This window comes from Chitinophaga sp. 01L420, from assembly GCF_056399985.1.
Window position 1 is genome coordinate 61,340 of the sequence record NZ_JBFTSK010000030.1, and the last position, 19,638, is coordinate 80,977.

A 19,638-nucleotide genomic window follows, 5' to 3' on the forward strand; every position below is an offset into this window, starting at 1 on the left:
ATTTAAAACAACACACCATGAAAAAACTAGTTGTTATAATAGCTGTTGCCGTTAGCATGTTGAGTTGCTCCAAGCGACTGGAAAAGTTCCCACAGGGAAAGCTAACAGCAGGCAATGTATTTACAGAAGCCAATGATTTTGTGATGGCTACTGATGCGGCGTATCTGCCTGTTACCAATCGTTTCCGCGGTGACTGGGGCTGGGATGATGGCAGCAGTATACCACGTGACTGGGTAGTAGGTGACCTGATGAGTGATGATGCCGTAAAAGGCGGCGGTAGTTTGGGTGACCAGGAAGACATGCGCCGGATGCAAACATTCGGCATTTTCCCGGAGAACAATAATGTGCTGGGAATCTGGCGCTTTAACTACAAAGGGGTGGATGCGTGCAATACGCTGCTGGCACAGGATGGCGCAGGTGTTCCTGGTCTTGACCCGGCGTTACTGAAACGTATGAAAGGCGAAGTGTATTTCCTTCGCGCATTCTACTATTTCCGGCTGGTAGTGAATTTCGGTGATATCCCTTTGCTGATACCGGAAAAGAAGCTGATAGATAATACCGTGCGTACACCAGCGGCACAGGTATATGAACAGATAGAAAGTGATCTGACACAGGCCATCAGTATGCTGCCTGCCAGTTATGACGCAGATAATTACCAGCGCGCTACCACGGGTGCCGCACATGCACTGCTCGCAAAGACTTACCTGTACAGGCAGCGCTGGCAGGATTGTTTGAACCAGATAGCAGAAGTAGAGAAAGGCAGCTACGCGTTGCTCGATAAATTTGAAGATAATTTCAACGGCGTTGGAGAGAAAGCAGGTGAAATCATTTTTGCGGCGCGTCATGATGCCGGCAAAACGCCTTCGCAGGGAGCGGTGCTGAATGCCGTATTCGCGCCACAGGGTAAAGGCTGGGGTTTTGAAATTCCTACCAAAGACCTCGTGGATGCCTTTGAAACCGGCGATCCACGCAGGACGGCCACCCTTTTCCAGGCAGGTGATAAATATGTGGATGGTACCAATTATGATCCGGCCTGGTCACCAATTACCGGTTTTAATGTGCGCAAGTTTATGAGTAATGTCAACCCCATAGATGATGGTGGTATTGACTTTGTATACATCCGTCTCGGTGACGTCATACTCTGGAAAGCAGAATGCCATGCTAATCTCGGCGYATTGCCCGAAGCTCGCACCGACCTCGAAAGGATCCGGGCACGGGCACGCAAGTACGCAGTTAATCCTGCCACTGCACTGCCACCTGTAACAGCTACCAATAAAAACGCGCTTCTTTCCGCCATTCAACATGAAAGACGGGTGGAACTGGCCATGGAAGGTCATCGCTACTATGACCTGGTAAGATGGAACCTGGCACAGACCGTACTTGCCAAAGCGCCCGATGCAGATCCGCTGAAAGGCTATAAGGATTACGGCAACGGCTGGAAGCCATTAAATAAGCTGTTACCTATTCCTCAACGCGAAGCAGATCTGTTGAAGCTGCCGCAGAATACAGGATATTAACATCCTGCTGGCAGATATCAAATGCCTGCCTGTAAAGGAATATACGGAAACCTGACTGTTGCCCCATAAGGTGCAGTAAGCATCTTATGGGACAGTCAGTAACATTATCAAGCCATTCAATATGAGACTAGTAACTGCCAACCGTTTTACCGAAAATCCATTGCTAAGGCCCGCAGATGTGCGGCCGAGCCGACCTGGCCTGGAAGTGGCCTGTTTGCTGAACCCGGGTGTTTTCGAATTTGATAATAAAATATGGCTCATTATCCGCGTAGCGGAAAGGCCACAGCAACAGCACGATATCATTTCTTTCCCGATCCTGCAAAATGGCGGTATTGAAATCCTGGAGATTTCAAAAAATGATCCACACCTGGATGCCAGCGACCCGCGGGTACTGCGTTACAAAGGTGATGACTACCTGACTACGCTGTCGCACCTACGACTTTTTTGTAGTGACGACGGTATTCATTTCCAGGAACCGGAAGGCTATCCGCAACTGCATGGAGAAGGTCCACTGGAAACATTTGGTGTAGAAGATTGTCGCGTAACAAAAATAGCCGACCTCTATTATCTCACCTTCACCGCCGTATCGCCCAATGGCGTAGGCGTAGGCATGCGTACTACCCGCAACTGGAAAACCTTTTCGGACCAGAGCATGATCATCCCACCGCATAACAAAGATTGCGCACTCTTTGATGAAAAAATAAATGGCAGCTACTATGCCCTGCACCGGCCCAGCAGCGTAGATTTGGGCGGCAACTACATCTGGCTGGCACAATCGCCTGATGGGGTGCATTGGGGTAAACATCAGTGCCTCATTAAAACGCGGCCGGGGTACTGGGACAGCGTACGGGTGGGCGCAGGCGCCGCACCTATTAAAACAACAGAAGGGTGGCTGGAAATTTATCATGGCGCCAATGAAAAGCACCAATACGGATTAGGCGCGCTGCTGCTGGATTTGCAGGACCCATCCAAAGTGCTGGCGCGTAGCGATGACCCTATTATGATTCCCGAAGCACCTTATGAGCTTACCGGCTTTTTCGGACATGTGGTTTTCACTAACGGGCATATTGTAAGAGGTAATGAACTCACGATCTATTACGGCGCGGCTGATGAAGTGGTGTGCGCTGCCCGGTTTTCCATCGGGGAAATACTTTCATCCTTAAAACGGTAAAACTTATGTTCAGCAAGCTTTCTGCAGAAATAAAACATTTCAACCGGCAGCCCCATGATTTTCGCATACTCGTGCTCACCAATATGATTTATGCACTGGTATTACCGGTGATCGACATTTTTGTGGCGGCGTATGTGATGCGTAACTCTAACGACCCTACGAAAGTCGTGATCTATCAACTGACAATTTACACGGGCATACCGCTTACCTTTTTGATCAACGGCTTTTTGTTGAGCCGGTTTAGTATTAAAACATTGTATTCCGCCGGCATGTTGCTGAGTGGTGTATCCATGATCGTGATGATGTCGTTGAAAACGCTGGACCTCACCGGCATTGGTATTGCAGGGATTATTATGGGCATGTCTTTCGGCTTCTACTGGGCCAACCGCGACTACCTCGCATTATCCATCACCAATGATGAAAACCGTAACTATTACTATGGCCTGGAAACATTTTTTTACACCATCATTGCCGTTGTTATACCGATTTGTATTGGCTGGTTTATAGAATCCGGTGGTGAAATGAATGTGAACAATGCCTATCGCATCATCACCGGGCTGGTTTTTGTGATTACTATTTTTGCTTCCGTGGTTTGTTTCCGCGGGCATTTCCGTAATCCGGATCAGAAAACATTTATCTACCTGCGCTTTCATCCTTACTGGCGGAAGCTGTTGATGCTGGCTTCACTGAAAGGATTAGCACAGGGGTATCTTGTTACAGCTCCTGCCATGCTGATTATGTTATTGCTGGGAAAAGAAGGCGCATTAGGCACCGCGCAATCGGTAGGTGCCATCATTGCTGCGGTGCTGATGTATATTATTGGCAGGGCGGCCAAGCCGGAACACCGGTTGTCTATTTTTGCGGGCGGCCTGGTATGTTTTGCGCTGGCGGCTATTTTCAATGGCACTTTCTACAATGCCACGGGAGTAGTCATCTTTATGCTGTTCCTGTTGCTGGCAAAACCATTGCTCGACATGGCTTATTTCCCTATTCAGTTTAGTGTAATTGATATTCTCTCTAAAAAAGAAAAACGCAATGAATACGCTTATATTCTGAATCATGAAGTAGGACTGTATGCCGGCCGTTTCCTGGGTGCGGGCACCTTTATTTTCCTGGCGTATTATTTTTCTAACGAAGTGGCGTTGCGTTATGCCATCATCATTATTGCGGTGCTGCAACTCCTTTCCATTGTGGTGGGGAAAAGTATTATTAAAGAAGGAAAAACACTGATTAAAGAAACTAAAGAAAAAACATCCGTAGTGATATAAATTGTATAAGCATGGTAAAATTGACAACAACGGGGATAGCACTCTGCCTGGTATGGATGGCCTGCAAAACGCCGGCGCCACAGCCGGTGGTGCAGCAACACCTGGCTCGCCTGGATTCCATGGCAGATGTGCCGCAGCCGTTACAAATCATAGACTGGTATGCCCTGGCCCGGCAATTTGATAGTACGGCCTACAACTTTAACACGCCAGGACCTCACTGGCCGCTGGTATGGTGGGATAGCAGCCGTCATAATTTTGATCAACCGGTAGTAGGATTATATACGGCGATGGATGATCAGCGGCAGGGACCTGCACACAACAAAGGGATCTTTCACGAAGCACTGGCCACCATGGGAGCTACTTTGGGAGCTACCCTGGTCGGCGTAGATAAAAGTCAGCAACAGGGCCTTAACTATGTGGCCATGTTAAAAAACTATTTTAACCGGGAAACAGGATGGGATATTATGATGAATAATACCTGTCCGGAGGTAGCACAGTTGGGCGGAGGCTATGGGCGCGACTGGTGGTATGACGTATATCCTAATGTACTCTTTTATGGCATCTATGATCACTATCCGGCCACAACAGGTTTTGATACGCTGGCACATCGCATCGCTGAAAAGTTCTGTGCAGCAGACTCTGTGCTGAATGGCAATTATGATCATTCGTTTTTTGATTATGCACAACTGCAGCCAAAAGATAACTGGATCTGCAAACAGCAGGATGCTGCGGCTGGCCATGCTTATGTATTATATGCTGCCTACCGGAAGTTCGGCGATCCCCGATACCTGCAACATGCGGTACAGGCACTGCAAACACTGGAAAAACAACCACATAATACCAACTATGAAGTGCTGATGCCTTTCGGGGCTTATATGGCAGCAAGACTGAATGCCGAGCAAGGCAAACAATTCAACGTACAAAAATTCCTGGAATGGAGTTTTAATGGCGACCCCGCATGCCGTCTTGGCTGGGGCGTACTGGCTGGCAACTGGAACGGTATTGACATATCCGGCATTGTGGGCAGCACCACCGACAGAGGGGGTTACGGCTTCCTGATGAACACCTATGATGCGGCCTGGCCGCTGGTGCCATTGGTACGCTATGATCCCTCCTATGCGGCGGCTATTGGCAAATGGATGCTGAATGCAGCCAATGCAGCCAGGTTTTTCTATACGCAGTATATGCCCGATGATCATGAAACCATTCCTGAAAAAGCAGCCATTACCAAAGGCGTGATTGGCTATGAAGGCATTATCCATACCTCTTCTTACCCCGAATACGCCCACCTGAAGGCTCCCGTAGCACAAGGAGATGGACCACAATGGGCAAAAGGAAATCCCGATGTATCACAGTTCAGCGTATATGGCAGCGGACATGTGGGGATTTTTGGCAGCATCATCCGCACCACCAGTGTGCCCGGCATATTGCAACTGAATTTACTGGCTACTGATTTTTTCAGAGATAGTGCTTATCCTTCCTATCTCTATTATAACCCCTATACGGAAGAAAAAACAGTGAAGGTAAATGTAGGAGATGTACCGGTAGATATTTATGATACTGTTAGCAGGCGTTTTATAGCGCGACAGGTGAAGCAACAATACGACCTGGTAATGCCGGGTCGCAGTCCGGCCGTGCTTGTGTTTACACCTGCGGGCGGAAAAGTGAGTAAAGTGGGTAACCGGCTGCTGGTGAATGAGGTAGTGGTGAGTTATTAGCGAAAAGCCGAAAGGGAAAAGCAAAAAGCTATTGTATGGGAGATAAACATATATATTATGTTCTCCATTACAATAGCTTTTTGCTTTTCCCTTTCGGCTTTCTGCCTTTTTTTAATTTTTTTTTCCAGAGATGTCCAATTTGATTTAAGTCAGTCCTTATTGAAGTATAAACACAAATATTCAACAATAAAATAAACACATCATGGAACAGAGAATTAACTATTACGAAAAAGGTCAGGGCGCATTCAAAGCATTAAATGGTATTGGAGCCTATCTGGCAAAATCTATTATTGAGCAACCACTTTTGCACCTGATTTATTTCCGGGTATCACAGATCAACGGCTGTGCTTATTGCCTGGATATGCATTCCAAAGATCTTCGTGCCATCGGGGAAACAGAGCAGCGTCTTTACATGCTGAATGCATGGCGCGATGCTCCGGTTTATACGGAACGGGAACGTGCCGCTTTTGCCTGGGTAGAAGCTGTTACCAAAGCACAGGTACCGGATGATGTATATGCTGCCAGCCGGGAGGTATTTTCTGAAGAAGAGCTGATAGACCTTACCATGGCCACTCTTGCCATCAACAGTTATAATCGCTTGAACGCTGCATTTCTGCCTGTAGCAGGCGGTTACAAGCCTGGCATGTTTACTGCGAAAGCAAATTAGTGCCTGATAATTTTGTCATATCTATCAAATTCGTACATTCATTTATCTATCAAAATATAATACACCATGAAAGAGTTCATGTTAATATTTCGTCAACCTAGTTATGATTACAGCAATGCTACACCAGAAGAAATGCAGGCCCTTTCCAAGAAATGGGGAGACTGGGCAGGTGGTATCGCTGCACAGGGAAAAGTAGTTGCTCCCGGCCGCCGGCTGGATACCACAGGTAAAGTATTAAAAGCAGGCGGTGTAATTACCGATGGTCCCTTTGTTGAAATCAGGGAACGCCTGGGTAGTTTTCTCATTGTGAAAGCAGACAGCATAGAAGAAGCCACCACCCTGGCTCATGGCTGTCCTGCGCTGGATGCCAACGGCAGCGTTGAAATCAGGGCTATCTTATAATTTATCAATATCATCAAACAAAGCCACTCTTTCGCGAGGGTGGTTTTGCTATTTATATATGGAAAAGGGACACACGGCTTTAAAGCATTTATTCCAGCAGGAATTTTCCAAAATGGTAGCTGTCATCAGCCACCTTTATGGCTTACAGCATATTGAAATAGCAGAAGATATTGTCAGCGAAACATTTTTGCTGGCAACAGAAACCTGGGAAGCGAAAGGTATTCCTCCAAATCCTACTGCCTGGTTATACACCGTTGCCAAACAAAAAACCTTGTATCATTTCAGGAGAAATAAAATATATGAAAAGAAGGTGATGCCGGAATTAACTGCCAGAGAAGAACGCAGCGTGGAAACGGAAGACTTTAGTTTCTCTCCCCAGCAAATTAAAGATAGCCAGCTACAAATGCTTTTTGCGGTGTGCACACCTGCTATCGCCAGCGAAGCCCAGATCGGACTGGCTTTGCGTATTCTTTGCGGCTTTGGCATCGATGAAATTGCCGAAGCCTTTTTATCCAATAAAGAAACCATCAACAAAAGATTATTCAGGGCCAAAGAAAAACTGCGGACTGAAAATATAAAGATGGAACTGCCACCGGAACATGAAATCGTGAACAGGCTCGATAATGTGCTACACATTATTTACCTTCTTTTCAGCGAAGGCTACTACTCACAAACGCAGAACCAGATCCTTCAGAAAGACCTGTGCATAGAAGCATTGCGCCTGGGCTTAATGCTGACGGAATATGACCTCACCAATCTGCCTAAAACAAATGCCTTAATTGCGCTCATGTGTTTTCATGCCTCCCGGTTTAATGCGCGACAATCCAACGACAACACCGTGGTGCTTTATGAAGAACAAAACGAAGCATTATGGGATCAGGCGTTGATCAACCAGGGGCAACATTTCCTGGCGCTGTCTGCACAAGGCGACGAAGTCAGCTCTTATCATCTCGAAGCCAGGATTGCTTACTGGCATTGCATAAAGGAAGATACTCCTGAAAAATGGGAGGATATTCTGCAGTTATACAACGCCCTGCTGATGATCAACTACTCCCCCAGCGTAGCCCTCAACAGGACATTTGCATTATATAAAGCCAATGGGAAAAAAGCGGCTTTGGCAGAAGCAGAAAAATTAAAGCTGGAGAATAATCATTTTTATTTTCTGTTGCTGGGTGAGTTATATAAAGATATTGATAACAAAAAAGCGTTGATGCATCTTCAGAAAGCGTATGACCTGGCTAAAACACAGGTGGAGCGGCAGGGAATCAAAGAAAAGATGGATAGCATCCGCTAATAAATACTGATATACACATGGAAGCCAATATAAAATTTATCGGTAAAATCGATTCCATTCTAACGGCGCTCGAAGAATGTCCGTTGCAGGAAAGTGAAAATGCACCGGCCGCAATGATCACCATCTTCCCGGAATTTATAACAGGTATCCAGCACATTACCGAGGGAACAGACCTGCTTTTATTTACCTGGCTGCATCAGGCCAACAGAACAGTATTGGCGTGCCAGCCCAGGAATAATCCGACAGCTCCGCTTACCGGTGTATTTTCCACCAGGTCACCTGACCGGCCTAATCCTATTGGTATGCATGAAGTGAAAGTATTGGCGGTTTCTCCTGATGGCGTCATTTGCGTATCTGGCCTGGAAGCATTAGATCAAACACCTGTAGTGGATATTAAACCGGTCATCCGGAAATAAAGCGAAATATCCGGTTGCTGCAAAAAATGCAACAACCGGAGCAGATGGTATTTACTCCCCAAACCCGTGCACCAACGTCATGGTACAATTATCCGTAGACGCCCACCGTATGGCCTTTAACGGCTGATACGCCGGATCATTATAGCATTGCAATGCCGCCGCTTCAGACGGAAATTTAATCACTGCATTCATTTTCTTTACTGCGCCCTCTACTCCGATGGCTTCCCAGTCGGATGCCAATACTTCCGCGCCATATCTATGCAGTAACGCTATTACCGGCGGACCGTATTTGCGGTATTCTTCCATATTGGTGATATCGTAGCTATTGATATAATATACTGGCATAAGTGATGCTTTTAAACATTAGTAAATATATTCCGGTGGTACGACTTCATTGATGCGGAGGTACACGGTCGCCTGTCCGCGGTGATGCGTGATGTGATCAATCGTAGCATAAAAGCCGGCTACCGCCTGATCAGACAGTTGAATATGCTCCATGCTTTTTGTCAGGTTGGAGAAAGCATGATCCAGGTAGGCGATGGTAGCATCTTTGCCGGTGGTGGCTGCAGGAGGATCCCAGTCAGAAGGCTGTTGTCTTATAAAATTTTCTTCCCACCAGCCAATGCCGTAGCCTATATGATGCATTAGTTCTCCAAATGTCCACACGGCTGCAGTGGGTTTAAAATCGAAGTTCTCTGCGGGCATGGCGGCGGCTACGCTCAACGTGTAATCCTTTGCATTGCCGAGCGTTGTTAATAATTGTGCTTTCATAATATTCAATTTGATAAGCCAAAATTAACCTGCCCGGATAGCATCTATTTAAGGAAAATTGCTGTTTTTATACCCGTGTAGCGGAAGGAGATTTCCCAAACTGTTTTTTATAAGCTGCAGAAAAATGTTCGAGACTGTTAAAGCCGGAGGAGAAGGCAATATCTGTAACAGGCAGCTGTGTATTACAAAGCTGCAGGTGTGCCTGTTTAAGTCTTACCTGCAACATATAGTTGTATGGGGCTGCTGCTGTAATTTGCTTGAACAGGCGGTTAAAATGAAACGGGCTCATATTACCCAGTGCAGCTAATTGTGGCAGGGTAACATCATCTGCATAATTTTCGTTGATAAATTCCTTCACTTGTTCAATTACCGGAAGATAATTTCTCTTTTGCTTGTCATTCAACACCGGCAAAGGCTGCTGCGGGTTGCCGGCGGCCAGTACCAGCAGAAAAAGCTCCSTCATCAGTTGTTCCGCCCATAGCCGGGAGTAGCGTGATTGTTGCAGCAAAGTGAATATACGCTGGTGCAGAAACTCCATTTCAGGAGTGGCTTTCACTAGTATCGACTGTATATCCGGATTATCAAAAAACCAGGCGAAGGCAGCAGCATGTGCCATTAAGCCGGCTGTACTTTCCTCCGGAAACGAAAAAATGGTGCATTGATCCGGAATATCATGCACATGGGCTACCTGGTGTTCATAGCCCGGTTTACAGAGCAGGAATAAGCCACTGTAAGCATCTAAATCATTTCTGAAAACTTTAAACCGGAAATTGCCTTTGCGGATATAGGCCATAGAAAAAGTAGCCTGATACTCTTTTTCAGATACGGCGCACTCCCTGCACTGGCACAAAAAATTATGTACCGTACAAATAGGTGAATCATAAAGTGTTTGTATATCCGCCTGCATATGTATAAAGTTAGTCTTTGTGAGAGAATAATGACCAAATTTAATGCGGTATACTGACAGCCTTATGTCAGGAGTATTACACTTTATTTCCGGCTGGCAGCTTTATTCTACGCTTACGGCATCGCAGGCAACTTACTCATATCAATTTTCTCATTCCCAAATCCAAACGTTACACCGAACATGGCCAGTATCCGCGATTTATCCAATCCAAAATCGTTGCCAAAGGCGCCGTTGATGTACATATCTTTTGCTATCCGGTAACCCTGCCGGCCTTCCAGGCAGTATCAGCAATACCATAGGTAGCGTAGGCGCCGGCCACGTCCCATTGAAAAAGAGGTTTTTCTGTCAGCTGACTTTTTACCCGGGTCATTAAAGCTGACAGGGCTTCGTTTTTACGGGCGGTGTATTGTCTGAAGATCCTGGCAATAGTGGCGGTATCACCATTTTGGACAGCGGTGCCATATGCAGGATCTGAGTTCACAGCATCCAGTATATCCGCTTGTTGCTTTTGGGTGAGCGTGTCCACGGTGGCGTGTAAGCGTTCCGCATACCCTTTGCGGTAAGCCCGGAGCAGTGTGCTCCGGAAACCGGCAGAGAAAACTTTCTGTGCGGTGCCGGCACTATCCGGGATCATATCTTTCCTGATGAAAGCGATAGAAATAGTGGTGAATTTAAGGGCGGAAAAAGGCTGCGTTTTCCATACTTCCGGCGCGGTGCCTGTTTTATAGCGTTTAATGCCGATGAACCGAAACACGTCGCGGTTTTTCGGGAGTGCCCACCAATAGGGGGTAAACTGAGCGGCATAATTCTGTGGCCAGCCATCTCCGTTAAAGTTTTGCAGTACACTTAACCCAAAAGCTTTGGGCGTAGTGGGTGATTCAATTAAGGTGGGCGAAATATCTACCAGCTTAAAAGCACTGGATTGCGGTACACTGAGTTTTTCTGCAGGTGCTTCCTGTGCATAAAGCTGCTGGCGGCTCAGCAGCAATAACAGCAACGACAGCCAACAGATAAGTTGCTTTATCATTAGTCCAGTTTTACGGTCATCAATAAATAAACAGTACTGAAATCGCCACTGGCGTTGATTACCTGGTCAGGTATAGTGAATTCCTTATGACCTTCCGTGCCGGCATCAAACACATAACGGGCGCCTATCTTCCCAAATTCAATTTTTCGGGTGGCCAGGTCTTCCCAGAATAATTCTATTTTGGTAACGATGTGAATACTTCTGCGCTGCAAACTCATGGCCCTTCCCAGCGCCATTTGCCGGATATCGCCGGATGCATCGGATACGCCATCGGGAACAGGGAATTTGCTGCCATCGTCCAGCATCGTAAATATTCTCGTCCACGCAAATCCATTGGTAGTAATATCAACAGCCAGCTTGAGCTGCTGATCGCCGTTTCCGGCTACGTAATGGTTCATAGGATTGTTGATTAAAGCATGATTTAAATTCTGGCAATGACATACTCCCGGTGGTTTTCCGCATAGGCTTATTCATTCCGGGCGTATAGGTTAATACGAATGCAAAATAATAAATCTCCCTTGTGCTGTCAAAATAAAAATGCGGGTGTATTGCTTTGCAATACACCCGCATTTTTATTTTGTTTATCTTATTTGTTCAGGGGAAAAACAGCACGCAGTGCGGGAAAGCGTAAGTATACACCTGCCCATACCAGGACACCGAAAATAACAGGGAACCAGTAGGATACATTTACCCGGGACATCACCGCTACTGCTCCACCCAGATAGCAACTCAGGAAGATAGCTCCCAGTATAGCCGTGCGAGGTATCGCGTATAAAAGGGTGCAGAGCAGCAGTACCACACCAAGGCCCTGTACCTGTTGTTCCGGCCAGCCCAGATCCACGCTACCTTTAACAGATACTGCGGCATTGGCTACTTTCATACCTGCATCTACCAGGAGAAAAAGCAGTACGAGAATAGTGATCACCCAACCGGTAATACGGGTGCTTTTAGAAGGAGCTACTGGTTTCATAGAGATTGTTTGCGTTTCCATATACTTTAGTTTTTTAGATTGTTTGTTTAACGATACAAACTTATACCGATTCATCATTTTTTGCCGAGGGCGAATACGACATTCTTAATGGCCGATTGCGACAAAAGCAGAACATCTTACCTTTGCGCCATGGATTATTTCAAAAAGCAGCTTGATTTACTCAAAATAGAACGGGAAACGGACCAAAAATCGTATCAGCAAATGACAGAAACCTCGTCCGTAGCAGATCGCAGGGCGAATGGACTTACCTGGTACCCCATTGCTATCCGGGGTTCTGAAATGAGCCGGGGCGACTACCTGACCGTGGAAGTAGAGCGTACCACCCACCAGGATATTCCTCATCAACTGCGTTTTGGCGCTTCTGCGATGCTATTTTCCAACCACGACCGGAAACAGGACCATCTGGAAGGCACCATCTCCTACCAGGGCGGCAACCGCCTGAAAATAACCCTGCGCACCGATGAACTGCCGGAATGGGCCAGTGACGGCAAGCTGGGAATTGATGTATTATTCGATGACAACAGCTATGATGAAATGCAGAATGCCCTCAAACAGGCAGACGCATTACAGGATAAAGAACCGGAAGGCAGACTGATAAAAATACTGACCGGAGAAAAAAAGCCCACCTTTCACAGGGAACAGACGCCTTACGTGAATCCAAAATTAAATGCATTCCAGCAATCAGCTGTTACCAATATATTATCTGCCAACGATCTGGCGATTGTACATGGACCTCCCGGCACCGGTAAAACAACCACACTGGTACAGGCCATCAAAGCATTGATACAACAGGACCGTAAACAAATACTGGTAGTGGCCCCCAGTAATACCGCAGTAGATCTGCTCAGCGAAAAACTATCGGATGAAGGTTTGAATGTGCTCCGTGTAGGTAACCCCGCCCGGGTTTCCGAAAGACTCATGTCACTTACGCTCGATAGCAAAGTGTCTGAACACAGCAGCATCAAGGAAATCAAGCGACTGAAGAAACAGGCCAATGAATTCCGGGATATGGCGCATAAATACAAACGTAATTTCGGCAAGGCCGAAAGAGAACAACGAAAAGCGCTGTTTGATGAAGCCCGTAAGATCATGAAAGAAGTAGGCAACACCGAACAATATATCATTGACGACCTGATAACCAAAGCACAGGTGATTACCGCTACACTGGTAGGCGCCAATCATTATACCGTTAAAAATCGGCAATACCATACCGTGGTGATAGACGAAGCCGGGCAAGCACTGGAGCCCGCGTGCTGGATTCCCATTCTGAAAGCGCAAAAGGTGGTGCTGGCAGGTGATCATTGCCAGTTGTCGCCCACCGTTAAATCAGAAGAAGCAGCCAGAAAAGGGTTGAGCACTACCTTGCTGGAAAAATGTACGGCCCTRCATCCGGAAAGTGTGACGCTGCTGGAAGAACAATACCGCATGCACGAAACCATCATGGGATATTCTTCCAGCATTTTTTATGAAGATAAACTGAAAGCACATGCATCTGTTGCGCACCACCTGCTATTTTCAGCAGATAATCCGCTTTCCTTTGTAGATACTGCCGGCTGCGGGTTTGATGAAAAATCAGAAGGCACCAGCACCACCAATCCGGAGGAAGCTGCCTTTTTATTTAAACATCTTACCTTGCTGGTAGCTGACCTGAGTACACATTACCAGCCGAAAGATTTTCCAACAGTAGCGGTGATATCTCCCTATAAACAACAAATACAACTGCTGAAAGAACAGCTGCTGCATTCACCGGCATTACAGCCTTATGCAGACAAAATTTCTGTGAATACCATAGATAGTTTCCAGGGGCAGGAGCGCGATATTGTATACATAAGCATGACGCGCAGCAATACCGAAAACAAGATTGGATTCTTATCTGATATCCGGCGTATGAATGTGGCCATGACGAGGGCGCGTAAAAAACTGGTGGTGATAGGTGACAGTGGAACGCTTTCCCAGCTTGGATTCTATGCGGACTTTATCACCTATGCAGAAAATAAAAATGCCTATCAGAGCGCCTGGGAATTTATGGATATTTAACTGCCGTACTCATAACGGACAATAGCTGCTGATTAAATGCGGGCTGTTGTTCAAACATCGGAAAATGGCCGGCGCCTTGTATCCAATATAACTTTATATCCGGGCGGATGATTTTCAGCTCATAGGTGTAAAAGGCCAATGGATCCTGGTTGCCGGCGATGATGGTGATGGGACCTTTATAGTGAAATAAATTTTTACTCAGATCATAGTGTACCCGCCGCAGATCACTCACCATGAGTTGTTGCATCAGCAAATTCGTTTTCGCTCCATTCATCTTCACCATCATGCTATCGATCAGCGATTTGTTATATATATAGGCCAGTCGTACGGTTCTGGTATACAACGCAGAATCGGCCTTATTTCCATGACCCGCTTCCATTTTTTTATCCAGTGAATCCATCAGCACCACATCTGATGCGCCCAGGCGGGCACGCAGGTTATTGACATGTGTTGTCAGCAGGTCGGCAGAAAACTTGTAATATCCCGGATCAGCGAGTACCAGTGCACTTACTTTGTCCGGGTAATTGGCCGCAAAACTCATTGCCAGCATGGCTCCCCAGGAATGACCATAGAAAACAGCCCGTTTTACATGCAGGTGTTGCAACAGCCGGTTTAAATCATCCATGGCCGCCTTGAGATTGATGGTAGTTGAATCGAATGGAACTGGAACAGACAATCCTGTCCCCCGTTGTTCCAGCAAAATACTACGGTATTGTTTACTGAGTGCAATGGCTACTTCTTCCTGCTGTAAACAGGAATTTCCGGGACCACCGGATAAAACAATTACCGGTGTTCCGCTGCCGTAAGTATGATAATAAAGATAGCCATTGGGATATCTGATAGAGTCCAGTTGCTGTGCGTAGCCTGTTAATGCGCAAAACAGCAGCATGGTTAACAACACGGGTATTTTCATATAAGATCAGGTTGAAAAAGTAAACAGGTATTTCTACTATTAAAGTAGTGCAATTTCCCGATTACAACAATTTATTTACCGCTACAATGACCAGCAGCAGTTCGCAGTTGGTGAGCAAGTCATGTTTAAGTAAACGGATAGCTTTACTCATGTGTTTTTCCACCATACTAACTGAAATGGACATACGAAAAGAAATATCACGGTAAGACAAGCCTTCTTCGCGGTGCAGTAGGTACACCTGCCGGCAGTTATCGGGGAGTTGTGCTATTGCGGTATCGAGTGCCTGCAGGGAAGTACGGGAGCTTTCTGCCGGCATCACCAGCAGCTGGTCTACTTCTTCCTGCACTGTTTCCAGCCATGCGGTATCTTCTTTCATGCGTTTGCGGATCACATCAATCAGTTGATGGCGGGCAATAGTTTTGAGCAGGGGCAATGCATTTTCTATGTCGTAGATTTCTTCCCTTCGCTCCCATATTTTCAGGTAGCATTGCTGCATGAGGTCTTTCAGCAAATGGGTGTCCTGTGTATAATTATGCAGGTAGTTATACAGCCTGTCGCGGGAGGCATGATATAACCGGGTAAAGACAAGTTCCTTATCATACGTAGCTGTATCCGACATAAGTACTACAAAGATAGGGGGCTCCTCAGGGAAATTCAGTATTACCAAATTGTTAATTGCCGTTTAAATAGCCTTTCTGTATTGAGGTAGATCCTTGTTTTTACGTGCTGATAGTAGCATGTAAACTGATGCCTTATGATCGACCCACATACCTGGCAAAGATATATAGACAATACCTGTACAACAGCCGAACGAAAAACGGTAGTACGCTGGCTGCAAACGCAGGAGGATCCGGCGCTGGAAACATTGCTGGATGAAGCATGGGAGGATGCAGCCCCTCCTATGCCTGCAGAAATGGCCAGCATGCTGGATCAGCAGCTTTCACACCTGTTAAAGCCGGTGCGTCACCGTGGCCTGTTTTACATAAAATGGCTGGCAGCTGCAGGTATTGCCCTGTTGCTGGGTAGTTTATTATGGTTGCAGCATCCGGCCAAAACAGTGGTCCCTCTTGTGCATAACAGAACGATCACAAATACGTCCACGTATGTACGCCGACTGACCCTTACGGATGGCAGTCAGTTGTGGCTTACGCCGGGATCGGTTGTCACCATTCCTGATGATTATAATGTGCTCGTAAGGAAGGTGATACTTTCGGGAGAAGCCTACTTTGAGGTGGCAGCACAAGCCGCTCCTTTCCAGGTGCATGCAAGCGGGCTGCAAGCTACCGTACTTGGTACGCATTTCAACATAGAAGCCTATCCGGGCGAAACTACCACAGGCATTGCTTTATCCGCCGGCAAAATTGCAGTACGCCTGTCGCTGCTACATCAACCGGATAGTATCCTGATATTAACACCGGGTCTGAAACTCTCTTATAAAAAATCAACACAAAGCTTTAATACCAGACGTTTTTTACCGGAGAAAGAGGCCGACTGGAAACGGGGCGCACTGGTATTGGAAGATGTGCCGCTGGAAGCAGCTTTCAGCCGTCTGGAAGGCCGGTATCATAAAAAGTTTTCCGTCTCCAGAAAACTTTTTAAAGGCACCCGTTTTACGGCCACCTACGGTCCTGAAACGTTAACGGCTATACTCCGCAACATGGCCTTTATTTATGGGTTCCACTACACTGAAACGCGCGATACTGTATACATTCATTAATTATCAAAAATATGCGGGGAGAATTAACGAAGAAAAATTAATCATTCAAAGGTGGGTAGTCCTCCTGGTCATTATCACCGGGAGGACTTTTTATTTTTCAGAATGTTTTATCTTGTGCCATCTTTCTCCTTTAATCCAATAACGATGATACCGATCAGCCAACTATTGCTTTTTGCATTTACTGCATTGCTCATGGTATTAGTACCGGGGCCGAATATGATTTACCTGATTTCCCGGTCTGTTACGCAGGGGAAAAGGGCAGGATTTATTTCGCTTTGCGGGGTGGCCTGTGGATTCCTGTTTCACATCACCCTGGTATCTTTTGGGTTAACCGCTGTTTTAATGGCCGTTCCTTACGCCTATACGGTGCTAAAAATGACCGGAAGCCTGTATTTGCTGTACCTAGCCTGGCAAACGCTTAAACCGGGCGGAAAAGGCATGTTTGACACCGACAAACAGCTACAGGCGGATAAGCCGCTTAAATTATTCAGTATGGGTCTTTTCACCAATCTGCTGAATCCTAAGGTAGCGGTGTTTTACCTGTCTTTTTTTCCGCAGTTTATCAAGCCGGCGTACGGGTCTGTGCTGGCACAGAGCTTCCTGTTGGGCCTTACGCAGATAACGGTTAGCTTCACAGTTAATTTTTTTATCATATTTTCTGCGGCGAAGGTAACACGTTGGTTTTCCGCTAATCCGAAGTGGGTACGCCTGCAAAAGTGGGTAATGGGCGGTGTTTTCGGCGGATTGGCCATCAAAATGGCGCTGGACAAGGGTAAATAAATCCTTGGCGGGAGCTTAAAAAAGCGTAACTTTGCCGGTTTTTCGGGTAAGATAAATGGTAGCCTGCTCATAGTGATCAGCCTGTTTATTTTTTGAACAAATACATTATGAGTAAAATAGTTGATTACAGGAAGTTGCTGGGCGTTACCAAAACTACTGAGTTAAAAGAATTAAAAACGATTTACAGGAATTTAATGAAGGAGTGGCATCCGGATAAATTTGAAGGAGTAGAGGAAGAGAAAAAGCTGGAAGCCGAAACGAAGAGTAAAGAATTGATTGAAGCATATCATTTCCTGGTGAGTATTGCGCCTGAAACCATTGAGGCTGCACTTCCACAGTATACAGAAACGATATCTGCCTCTACAATGGTAGATTTCAGTTATACCAAACAAACATTGCAACTTCATTTCCAGGATGGCAGCAGCTATGAATACCTGGATGTTCCGAAGGCATTATACGTGAAGCTGATTAACTCAGATACACCGGGTAGATTCTGCCGCAGGCATATCTATCATGAGTTTGTGTATCGTAAAGTGAGCAAGGCGGTTGAGGCTTAAACAAGCCCGGGCAAGGGGTTCCAGCGCATAACTATTATTTATGTGCTGAAGTTTTTTTCAAAAAAGTCTGGAAAAAATTTGGTGAAATGCTTTGTCTGCTTATCTTTGCAACCCCTGACACGATATCAGTTGCCCAGATGGCGAAATTGGTAGACGCACTGTGTTCAGGTCGCAGCGCTCGCAAGGGTGTGCTGGTTCGAATCCAGTTCTGGGCACTTCACTGGCCAAACGGTTTAAACACTGTTTGGCCAGTTTTATTTTAGGGCTGTCATGTCAACCTCAAGGGGATCAAGTTGAAAGTTGGGGAATATCTTTTTTCAATATTCTCTAAATGCCCATACACTCCCGTTTGCTATTCTCAAATCCCCATCAAACTATCTTTAAATATTATACAATACGCACTACACTCCCTTTAGCTAAGCTTCCATCTGTCCCCCAAACACGTTCCCCGAATTATGTTATATTTATAGTAATCAAAATAATCTCCCATGGCAAAACAAATGTCTGTCATTTCTTTTACGGGAAAACTCGGGAATCTCATAGGGTATAAGCGTAATGGCAACTACTTCCTGCGCAGCATGCCGGGAAGCGTGCAGCAAACGGCTGCTACCCGTCGCGCATCCCGGCGCTTTGGCATCGCCAGCAGGAAAGGCGCTTTTATCCGTCATGCTTTTTACGGCAACCTGGATATCCATTGTGATGGCGGCCACATCAATCGGCTCAACAAACTGCTCATTGCTGCCGGCGATCATCACGAGGCCCTGACAGGCTTCCGTTTCAATCAGCATACCGGAGTAGATCGTTTCTTTACGGTGGCTCCCCGGCTGCTGAGCAACGGAATATTAAATATTCCCGCACAAACCATCGATGGGTATAAAGGTATTGCTGCACTGGAAGTAAAAGTGATCGCAACGCGTATTGATTTTATATCACGTCAGGTGGCGGGTAGCGAAACGGTTACACTAATGATAGATACGGATACCACTTTCCAGGAAACAAATGTTTCACTGGAGGTACCCGGGCAGGGTTCACTGGTAGTTGTTTTCCAGGTAAGAGCCCTATACAAAGACGGCCCATCCAACAGCAGACAATACATGGCTGCCGATATTATTGCGGTGGCAGCGCCACAAGTACCCAAATCTGCTAATAAACGTACCTACCCAAAGCGGAAGATATTGCTTCCCAACCTTACCTATACACACGCATATCCAGCTATCATTCAACTGGAATAAAGCGATCTTGCCTCCGGAGATATTTTGATGAATAAACCTTTTATACCTGCTTCTTTTCAATAGTAAATCTCTTTCCGCAGCTATAGTCTCGTACTGAAGCGGCACTGCTATGGCCACTTCTGACCTCCATCCATTTGCTGATTCAATTTCATTCCGGTTACACATCCGGACCTCATTTCCGCATCAAGTCCACCTCTGCTGCACTGCTTCTATATGCACTTAGCGGGTGCTAAACATAAGCTAGACGGAGCCT

The 19,638-nt window shown here is 46.3% G+C and carries 22 protein-coding genes and 1 tRNA gene; 14 read left to right on the forward strand and 9 right to left on the reverse strand.

Annotated features, from left to right (window positions below; genetic code table 11):
• The first annotated feature begins 17 nt into the window (after window positions 1-17).
• The 8 genes from AC1DP6_RS24380 to tsaA all read left to right on the forward strand — a co-directional run bounded on the left by AC1DP6_RS24380 (window position 18) and on the right by tsaA (window position 8,453).
• Window positions 18-1,517, forward strand: a complete 1,500-nt coding sequence (locus AC1DP6_RS24380) for a RagB/SusD family nutrient uptake outer membrane protein (RefSeq protein WP_477057174.1) — start codon at window positions 18-20, stop codon at window positions 1,515-1,517.
• Window positions 1,518-1,638: 121 nt separating this feature from the next.
• Window positions 1,639-2,688 (forward strand): glycoside hydrolase family 130 protein, encoded by a 1,050-nt coding sequence (locus tag AC1DP6_RS24385; RefSeq protein ID WP_477057175.1) that lies wholly within the window; start codon window positions 1,639-1,641, stop codon window positions 2,686-2,688.
• A 5-nt stretch (window positions 2,689-2,693) separates the two neighbouring features.
• Window positions 2,694-3,956, forward strand: a complete 1,263-nt coding sequence (locus AC1DP6_RS24390; RefSeq protein WP_477057176.1) for an MFS transporter — start codon at window positions 2,694-2,696, stop codon at window positions 3,954-3,956.
• An 11-nt stretch (window positions 3,957-3,967) separates the two neighbouring features.
• On the forward strand, window positions 3,968-5,674 hold the full coding sequence (locus AC1DP6_RS24395; RefSeq protein WP_477057177.1) for a hypothetical protein: 1,707 nt from the start codon (window positions 3,968-3,970) through the stop codon (window positions 5,672-5,674).
• Between the two features lie 202 nt (window positions 5,675-5,876).
• On the forward strand, window positions 5,877-6,341 hold the full coding sequence (locus AC1DP6_RS24400) for a carboxymuconolactone decarboxylase family protein (protein ID WP_477057178.1): 465 nt from the start codon (window positions 5,877-5,879) through the stop codon (window positions 6,339-6,341).
• 66 nt (window positions 6,342-6,407) lie between these two features.
• Window positions 6,408-6,743 (forward strand): YciI family protein, encoded by a 336-nt coding sequence (locus AC1DP6_RS24405; protein WP_441574497.1) that lies wholly within the window; start codon window positions 6,408-6,410, stop codon window positions 6,741-6,743.
• A gap of 58 nt (window positions 6,744-6,801) precedes the next feature.
• Complete coding sequence (locus AC1DP6_RS24410; RefSeq protein ID WP_477057179.1) at window positions 6,802-8,037, forward strand: RNA polymerase sigma factor; 1,236 nt, start codon at window positions 6,802-6,804, stop codon at window positions 8,035-8,037.
• 17 nt (window positions 8,038-8,054) lie between these two features.
• Window positions 8,055-8,453 carry a tRNA (N6-threonylcarbamoyladenosine(37)-N6)-methyltransferase TrmO gene (tsaA, locus tag AC1DP6_RS24415; RefSeq protein WP_477057180.1) on the forward strand — a complete coding sequence of 133 codons (399 nt, stop codon included), beginning with the start codon at window positions 8,055-8,057 and terminating at the stop codon, window positions 8,451-8,453.
• 51 nt (window positions 8,454-8,504) lie between these two features.
• Here tsaA and AC1DP6_RS24420 read toward each other — a convergent pair whose 3' ends face one another.
• From AC1DP6_RS24420 to AC1DP6_RS24450, 7 genes are all read right to left on the reverse strand, one after another.
• Window positions 8,505-8,798, reverse strand: a complete 294-nt coding sequence (locus tag AC1DP6_RS24420) for a DUF1330 domain-containing protein (protein WP_477057181.1) — start codon at window positions 8,796-8,798, stop codon at window positions 8,505-8,507.
• An 18-nt stretch (window positions 8,799-8,816) separates the two neighbouring features.
• Window positions 8,817-9,224, reverse strand: a complete 408-nt coding sequence (locus AC1DP6_RS24425; protein WP_477057182.1) for a DinB family protein — start codon at window positions 9,222-9,224, stop codon at window positions 8,817-8,819.
• A gap of 67 nt (window positions 9,225-9,291) precedes the next feature.
• A complete protein-coding gene (locus tag AC1DP6_RS24430) occupies window positions 9,292-10,131 on the reverse strand; it encodes a helix-turn-helix domain-containing protein (protein WP_477057183.1) in 840 nt (279 codons plus the stop codon).
• Between the two features lie 113 nt (window positions 10,132-10,244).
• Window positions 10,245-10,373: a hypothetical protein gene (locus AC1DP6_RS24435; protein ID WP_477057184.1), complete on the reverse strand. Its 129-nt coding sequence runs from the start codon at window positions 10,371-10,373 to the stop codon at window positions 10,245-10,247.
• 8 nt (window positions 10,374-10,381) lie between these two features.
• Window positions 10,382-11,158 (reverse strand): hypothetical protein, encoded by a 777-nt coding sequence (locus tag AC1DP6_RS24440; RefSeq protein ID WP_477057185.1) that lies wholly within the window; start codon window positions 11,156-11,158, stop codon window positions 10,382-10,384.
• Entirely contained in the window at window positions 11,158-11,556 is a 399-nt protein-coding gene (locus AC1DP6_RS24445) for a hypothetical protein (protein WP_477057186.1), read from the reverse strand. The genes AC1DP6_RS24440 and AC1DP6_RS24445 overlap by 1 nt, the downstream gene beginning before the upstream one ends.
• A 188-nt stretch (window positions 11,557-11,744) precedes the next feature.
• Window positions 11,745-12,149 carry a DoxX family protein gene (locus AC1DP6_RS24450; RefSeq protein ID WP_477057187.1) on the reverse strand — a complete coding sequence of 135 codons (405 nt, stop codon included), beginning with the start codon at window positions 12,147-12,149 and terminating at the stop codon, window positions 11,745-11,747.
• Between the two features lie 201 nt (window positions 12,150-12,350).
• Between AC1DP6_RS24450 and AC1DP6_RS24455 the strand changes: the two genes are divergently transcribed.
• Window positions 12,351-14,186 carry an AAA domain-containing protein gene (locus tag AC1DP6_RS24455; protein WP_477057188.1) on the forward strand — a complete coding sequence of 612 codons (1,836 nt, stop codon included), beginning with the start codon at window positions 12,351-12,353 and terminating at the stop codon, window positions 14,184-14,186.
• Here AC1DP6_RS24455 and AC1DP6_RS24460 read toward each other — a convergent pair.
• Together AC1DP6_RS24460 and AC1DP6_RS24465 are read right to left on the reverse strand one after the other, a co-directional pair.
• Window positions 14,173-15,099 carry an alpha/beta fold hydrolase gene (locus AC1DP6_RS24460; RefSeq protein ID WP_477057189.1) on the reverse strand — a complete coding sequence of 309 codons (927 nt, stop codon included), beginning with the start codon at window positions 15,097-15,099 and terminating at the stop codon, window positions 14,173-14,175. The genes AC1DP6_RS24455 and AC1DP6_RS24460 overlap by 14 nt on opposite strands.
• Before the next feature lie 61 nt (window positions 15,100-15,160).
• On the reverse strand, window positions 15,161-15,718 hold the full coding sequence (locus AC1DP6_RS24465) for an RNA polymerase sigma factor (protein WP_477057190.1): 558 nt from the start codon (window positions 15,716-15,718) through the stop codon (window positions 15,161-15,163).
• A 135-nt stretch (window positions 15,719-15,853) separates the two neighbouring features.
• Here AC1DP6_RS24465 and AC1DP6_RS24470 point away from each other — a divergent pair, with 135 nt between their 5' ends.
• From AC1DP6_RS24470 to AC1DP6_RS24490, 5 genes are all read left to right on the forward strand, one after another.
• Window positions 15,854-16,816 carry a FecR family protein gene (locus AC1DP6_RS24470; protein WP_477057191.1) on the forward strand — a complete coding sequence of 321 codons (963 nt, stop codon included), beginning with the start codon at window positions 15,854-15,856 and terminating at the stop codon, window positions 16,814-16,816.
• A 144-nt stretch (window positions 16,817-16,960) separates the two neighbouring features.
• Window positions 16,961-17,596 (forward strand): LysE family translocator, encoded by a 636-nt coding sequence (locus AC1DP6_RS24475; protein ID WP_441574508.1) that lies wholly within the window; start codon window positions 16,961-16,963, stop codon window positions 17,594-17,596.
• Between the two features lie 107 nt (window positions 17,597-17,703).
• Window positions 17,704-18,153, forward strand: coding sequence for a KTSC domain-containing protein (locus AC1DP6_RS24480; protein WP_441574509.1), 450 nt, complete (start codon window positions 17,704-17,706; stop codon window positions 18,151-18,153).
• A 131-nt stretch (window positions 18,154-18,284) separates the two neighbouring features.
• Window positions 18,285-18,368: transfer RNA gene (locus AC1DP6_RS24485), tRNA-Leu, on the forward strand.
• A 273-nt stretch (window positions 18,369-18,641) separates the two neighbouring features.
• On the forward strand, window positions 18,642-19,385 hold the full coding sequence (locus AC1DP6_RS24490; protein WP_477057192.1) for a hypothetical protein: 744 nt from the start codon (window positions 18,642-18,644) through the stop codon (window positions 19,383-19,385).
• The last annotated feature ends 253 nt before the right edge of the window (window positions 19,386-19,638 follow it).